The following is a 5184-nucleotide window of genomic DNA, read 5'->3' on the forward strand; positions in this document are numbered from 1 at the left end:
CGCGCCGCGGCCCGCCCCCGCGGCCGGGCCCCACGGATGGACAACGCAGCGGGGAGTAGCGATGACACGTACGGGGAAGCGGATGCTGGCCGCCAGCGCGGCCGCGCTGGCGGGGGTACTGGCGGTCGCCGGGACGGCCTCGGCGCAGCCGGGCCCGGCTGCGGTCCAGAGCGGTATGGGGACGGGGGAGATCCTGCCGTACCCGGGGGAGACGGGCCTGATCTGGATCCCGGACTGGATCGGCGACGGCGGCGCGGTGACGGCCTCCGTCAACCCCTCGCAGCCTTTCACCGTGACGGTGGGCTGCCAGGGCGGCGGCTCGGTCCAGGTCCATGTCGCCGGCCTGGCGCCGGCCGACTTCACGGTCCAGTGCCCGGTCGGCGCGACCGGCACCGGCTCGGTGGAGATCCCCGCCCGGCCCGGCCGGGACCTCCTGTTCACGGTGACCGCCTCCGACCAGGCGATCCACTGGGGCATGTACGCCACCCAGGCGGACTGACCCCGCCGCGCGTCCCGGAACGGGTCCCGTTCGGTCCTGCCGCGCGCGCGACGGCACTGAACGGGACTGAACGGGACTGGACGGGACCGGCCCTAACGCCGCACGCTGCGCGGCCCGGTGACCGCCGCGCCCAGCGCGCCGACCCGGGCCCGCAGTTCGCGGTCGGCGGTGACGACCAGGCAGTCCCGGTCCGGCTTTTCGGCCCTGGCCGCCCGGACCAGCTCGACGATCCGGTCGTCACCGCTGCCGGCCGCCGCGACCACCTGCACCTCGGGCAGTCCGTCCACGCCCCGGGCCGCGCCCTCCACGACCAGCACCACCTCCAGCGGCCCGGGCCGCTCCGGCAGGCCCTGCCCGGCGACGGCGACCAGCGCGTCCCGCAGCCGCTCGGCGGCGCCCCGTCGATCCCGCCACCACCCGTCGGGCACCGACCCGACCACGTTGGCCCCGTCCACCACCAGCAGCGGCAGGCCGCCCCGGGTCCCGTTCGCGTCCCTGTCCTCCATGGCCTCTCCCACGCCCTTCCTCGTCACGCCTTTCCCAGGGCCGGCCCGGCGAGTGACCGGGCCGGCGGGGCCGCCGGGCGAACCCACCGGGGCCCCGTCAGCCGGGTGGTGCGTCAGGTGAGGGTGATCCGGATGCCGACGGTGCCGCGCTCGCCGCGGCGCAGGCGGCTGCCGAGCAGGGTGAGCACGCCGAGCAGGCCGTACTTCTGGCGCAGCAGGGTGCGGTAGGCGGCGGTGCGTTCGGGGGAGAGGATCTCGGCGGTGGCGGGGTACTGCTCGCCGGTCGGCCGGCCCTTGACGTCGCAGGGGCCCACCAGGACGTCCGCGCGGTTGCGGATCCGCTTGACCTTCCAGGAGTCGGCGACGGTCCAGACGCCGAGCGCCTCGCCGTCGCGCACCACCCACACCGGGGTCGGCACGGTGGTGCCGTCCTTCTTGTAGGTGGTGACGAGCAGGTAGCTCCCGGAGGAGAGGCTGACGATCCGGGCGAGCCGGTCGGAGGGAGCGGGGTCGGGCGTGGTCATGGCCGGAAGTCTAGGGCGTGCCTGATCATTCCCGCCGGGCGCGCGGCAGGGCGTGCCTGACCAGGGCCCGGGCCCGGCGGGCCAGCCCGTGGTGGCGGTGCCCGCCGAGGGCGGTGGCGCCCGGGTCGGGGAGCGCGGCCGGGTCGGCGGCGAGTGCGGCGCGGCGGCGGGCGGCGGTGCGCGCGGCGGCCCACAGGGCGAGGACGGCGCCGAGTGCGATGGCCGTCCAGGCGGCCGGGGCGAGGCCGGGGTCGTTGCCCCGGACGGCCTGCGGGTGCGCCTGGCCGGCGATGGCGGCGGGGACGGCGGACGAGGCGGCGCCGGCCCGGCCGGTGATGGTGGCCGGGTGGGCGGCGGCGGTGTCCTCCACCAGTTGCCCGACCGGCTGGACCTTGTCGGCCGCCGCGAAGCCCCAGTCGAGCAGCTCGGCCGCCTCGTCGTAGACCCGGGTCTGGGTGTCGGGGTGCATCACCGTCACCAGCAGGGTGCGGCCGCCGCGCTGGGCGGCGCCGGTGAAGGTGGCGCCCGCGTTGGTGGTGTAGCCGTTCTTGACGCCGATCAGGCCCTGGTACTTGCCGAGCAGCCGGTCGGTGTTGGCGATGTCGAAGCTGGTGCGCTGCCCGGTGAGCTTGTCGAGTCCGCCGGGGAAGTGCGCGGTGCGGGTGGAGCAGTAGGAGCGGAAGTCGGCGTTGCGCAGCCCGGCGCGGGCGAACAGGGTGAGGTCGTAGGCGGAGGAGACCTGGCCGTCCATGTCGTAGCCGTCGGGGGAGACCACCTTGGTGTCGCGGGCTTGCAGGGCTTGGGCGCGGGCCTGCATCTCGGCGACGGTCTGCTGGAGGCCGCCGTTCATGTGCGCGAGGACGTGGACGGCGTCGTTGCCGGAGCTGAGGAAGACGCCCCGCCAGAGGTCCTCGACGCGGTACGGCAGGTCCTCCTTGACGCCGACGAGGCTGCTGCCGGCGCCGACGTTGGCCAGTTCGGCCGTGGTGACCTTGTGCTCCGTCGTGCGGTCGAACTTGGGCAGCACGGTGTCCGCGAAGAGCATCTTCAGGGTGCTGGCCGGGGGGAGCTGGAGGTGGGCGTTGTGGGCCGCGAGGACCTCGCCGGTGCCGGCGTCGGCGATGAGCCAGGACCGCCCGGTCAACGTGGGCGGCAGCGCGGGCGCCCCGGCCAGCGGAGCGACCTGGACGGTGGACTGGCCGAGCCGTTCGCCGCCGATCGCACCGGCGGCGTCCTGCCCGGGGGCGGTCGGGGCGCCGGCGGCGAGCATCAGGGTGGACACCGCGGCGGCCGCCGCCACTCTGCTGACATGCTGTGGCATCTGCTGCACACGGCGAACGTACCCGGGGCGCCGCCGGGCCGCCGCGCCTGCTGCTCCGTCCGGATCCCGGGCGGTACGGCGGTACGTATCCCGGGTGGTACGGATCCCGGGTGGTACGGAGGTCCGGACCCCGGGCGGCACGGCGCCGGGACGGCCGGGGGATGGCGCCGGGACGACTTTGGTCATCCCCGGGTCGCGCCGAAAGTCGGATTCCCGGGCGCCGGGAGCTGCCTAGGCTCGGGGTATGAAGACGCTGCTCGGCTATCTCGGTTTCGTGCTGATCCTCGGCGGCGGGTCCGGCCTGGCGGCGGACTGGCTGGGGGGCTTCCGGCTGTTCGGCTTCGTCCGTTTCCTGGTCCCGGACGGCCATGAGACCGCCGGGTACGCCACTCTGCTGGTGCTCGGCATCCTGCTGGCGATCCCGGCGGCCCGCCGGGGCTGATCAGCGGCTCAACCAGCGGCCCGATCAGCGCTCAGTCCGCAGCCCGATCAACGCCCTGATCAGCCCCCGCCCCCGCCCCCGAGGCCGCCACGCCGTCGAGCAGGACGGCGAGCCCGGTGCGGAAGGCCGCCCGGTCGCGGTCCTGCGGTGTGCCGTCGCCGGCGCCCTGGAGGGCGGTGAGCAGGGGGAAGCGTTCGGTGAAGTCCGGTGCCAGTTCGGCGAGTCGGGCGGATCGGGTGGTCCACCAGTCCTCGTCGGCGATGCCGGTCGCGGCGGCGGCGCCGCGCGATTCGGCGGCCACGGCGGCCGTGCCGCGGACGAACTGCCAGAGCGCCGCGACGACGCCGTGCAGCCGCGCGGGTGCGAGGGCGGCCGGTTGCAGGGCGCGCAACAGGCCTTCCATGGCGGCGAGTTCGGCCGGTCCGAGCACCGGGCGGGCCTGCGAGACCTGGAGGATCCAGGGGTGGCGCAGGTAGCAGGCGTACAGTTCCTCGGCCCAGGAGGTGACGGCGGGGCGCCAGCCGTCCAAGTCTGCGACGTCCAGCCGTAGTTCGCCGAGTGCCCGGTCGTGCATCAGGTCGAGGAGTTCGGCCTTGCCCGGGACGTAGGTGTAGAGGGCCATGGCGGTGCGGCCGAGCCGTTCGCCGACGGCGCGCATCGAGAGCGCGGCCATGCCGTCCGCGTCGGCGACCGCGATGCCGGCGGAGACGATCGCGTCGACGCTGAGGCCCGGTTTGGGGCCGCTGCGCCCGGTGTGTGGTTGCGGTGGCGTGCCCCAGAGCAGGGACAGGGACCGGTGGGCGTCGCCCTGTCCGGCGTAGACGACCATGCAGCAACTCCTTATGGCGTAAAGTATCCTCGGCCGCGACAACTCTTTATGCCGTAAGGTTATCAACCGAAGGGGTTTTTCGATGACACTGCCCGTCACCTTCGTCGAGGTCGTCGAGGTCCGCCGGATCACGCCGCGCACCGCCCGGGTCACCTTCGAGGCCGAGGCCCTGGCGGACTCCGTGGGCGCGGCGCCCGACCAGCAGGTGAAGCTGTGCTTCCCCCGCCCCGGCCAGGCGGTGCCCGAACTGCCCGCGCAGAGCGACGACCCGATGAGCTGGTACCAGGCGTACCTGGCGATCCCCGAGGCCCGGCGCCCGCTGCTGCGCAGCTTCACCCTCCGGCGCCGCCGGCCCGGCACCCGCCTGGTCGAGATCGACTTCGTGCTGCACGGCGACACCGGCCCGGCCGCCGCCTGGGCGGAGCGCGCGGAGCCCGGGCAGCGGCTCGGGATGGTCGGCCCCTCGGCGCTGTACGCCCCGCCGGTCCCGCTCGCCGAGGCCGCCGCCGCTGCCGACTGGGTGCTGCTGGCGGGGGACGAGTCGGCACTGCCGGCGATCGCGACGCTGGTCGAGGCGCTGCCCGCCGGGGTGCGGGCCCTCGCGTTCGTCGAGGTCGCGGACGAGGCCGAGCGGCAGCCACTGGAGAGCCGCGCCGAGCTGGCCATGCACTGGCTGGCCCGGGGCGGGGCGGCCCCCGGGGTCGTGCTGGCCGGGGCCGTGCGGTCCGCCGAGCTGCCGGCCGGCACGCCGTTCGCCTGGCTCGCGGGGGAGGCGGGCGCGGTGCGGGCGCTGCGCCGCCACCTGGTGGCGGAGCGCGGCGTGCCGAAGCCGTCGATCGACTTCACCGGGTACTGGCGCCACCGGCTGACCCAGGACGACGCGCCCACCGCCGAGGATCTGGCGGACGCCCAGGAGCGAATGGCCGCGGGCTGATCGGGTGCTGATCGCCCGGTGGCCGGGGGATTCCGGCCACCCGGGCGCGGGGGGGACCCCCCCCCCGGGGGGGATTTTCCGGTGTAGAATTGGTGCGGGGGGGGGGTGATAAAACAAACACAGCCCCCC

General features: G+C 75.3%; 7 protein-coding genes. 3 read left to right on the forward strand and 4 right to left on the reverse strand.

What is annotated here, in order from left to right; translation table 11 throughout:
• Window positions 1–61 precede the first annotated feature (61 nt).
• Window positions 62–499 carry a hypothetical protein gene (locus ACFV61_RS11140; protein WP_380371572.1) on the forward strand — a complete coding sequence of 146 codons (438 nt, stop codon included), beginning with the start codon at window positions 62–64 and terminating at the stop codon, window positions 497–499.
• 92 nt (window positions 500–591) lie between these two features.
• Here ACFV61_RS11140 and ACFV61_RS11145 read toward each other — a convergent pair whose 3' ends face one another.
• From ACFV61_RS11145 to ACFV61_RS11155, 3 genes are all read right to left on the reverse strand, one after another.
• The gene (locus ACFV61_RS11145; protein WP_380491247.1) at window positions 592–1005 is read right to left on the reverse strand and encodes an NTP pyrophosphohydrolase; all 414 of its coding nucleotides are present in this window, start codon (window positions 1003–1005) and stop codon (window positions 592–594) included.
• 113 nt (window positions 1006–1118) lie between these two features.
• On the reverse strand, window positions 1119–1529 hold the full coding sequence (locus ACFV61_RS11150; protein ID WP_380482771.1) for a PPOX class F420-dependent oxidoreductase: 411 nt from the start codon (window positions 1527–1529) through the stop codon (window positions 1119–1121).
• Between the two features lie 25 nt (window positions 1530–1554).
• Entirely contained in the window at window positions 1555–2850 is a 1296-nt protein-coding gene (locus ACFV61_RS11155) for a D-alanyl-D-alanine carboxypeptidase family protein (RefSeq protein ID WP_380491253.1), read from the reverse strand.
• A 244-nt stretch (window positions 2851–3094) separates the two neighbouring features.
• On the opposite strand from ACFV61_RS11155, the gene ACFV61_RS11160 reads away from it, so the two are divergent.
• Window positions 3095–3292, forward strand: a complete 198-nt coding sequence (locus ACFV61_RS11160) for a hypothetical protein (protein ID WP_363373336.1) — start codon at window positions 3095–3097, stop codon at window positions 3290–3292.
• A gap of 31 nt (window positions 3293–3323) precedes the next feature.
• Here ACFV61_RS11160 and ACFV61_RS11165 read toward each other — a convergent pair whose 3' ends face one another.
• Window positions 3324–4121, reverse strand: coding sequence for a TetR/AcrR family transcriptional regulator (locus ACFV61_RS11165; RefSeq protein WP_380371566.1), 798 nt, complete (start codon window positions 4119–4121; stop codon window positions 3324–3326).
• Window positions 4122–4203: 82 nt separating this feature from the next.
• Here ACFV61_RS11165 and ACFV61_RS11170 point away from each other — a divergent pair, with 82 nt between their 5' ends.
• On the forward strand, window positions 4204–5055 hold the full coding sequence (locus ACFV61_RS11170; RefSeq protein ID WP_380491251.1) for a siderophore-interacting protein: 852 nt from the start codon (window positions 4204–4206) through the stop codon (window positions 5053–5055).
• Window positions 5056–5184 lie beyond the last annotated feature (129 nt).

Source organism: Kitasatospora sp. NPDC059817 (assembly GCF_042731835.1).
Taxonomy (GTDB): Bacteria; Actinomycetota; Actinomycetes; order Streptomycetales; family Streptomycetaceae; genus Kitasatospora.

Excerpts from the sequence above, each read along its gene's own strand:
- ACFV61_RS11140 (WP_380371572.1), top strand. The coding sequence starts at position 62 with ATGACACGTACGGGGAAGCGGATGCTGGCCGCCAGCGCGGCCGCGCTG.
- ACFV61_RS11145 (WP_380491247.1), bottom strand. The coding sequence starts at position 1,005 with ATGGAGGACAGGGACGCGAACGGGACCCGGGGCGGCCTGCCGCTGCTG.
- ACFV61_RS11150 (WP_380482771.1), bottom strand. The coding sequence starts at position 1,529 with ATGACCACGCCCGACCCCGCTCCCTCCGACCGGCTCGCCCGGATCGTC.
- ACFV61_RS11155 (WP_380491253.1), bottom strand. The coding sequence starts at position 2,850 with ATGCCACAGCATGTCAGCAGAGTGGCGGCGGCCGCCGCGGTGTCCACC.
- ACFV61_RS11160 (WP_363373336.1), top strand. The coding sequence starts at position 3,095 with ATGAAGACGCTGCTCGGCTATCTCGGTTTCGTGCTGATCCTCGGCGGC.
- ACFV61_RS11165 (WP_380371566.1), bottom strand. The coding sequence starts at position 4,121 with ATGGTCGTCTACGCCGGACAGGGCGACGCCCACCGGTCCCTGTCCCTG.
- ACFV61_RS11170 (WP_380491251.1), top strand. The coding sequence starts at position 4,204 with ATGACACTGCCCGTCACCTTCGTCGAGGTCGTCGAGGTCCGCCGGATC.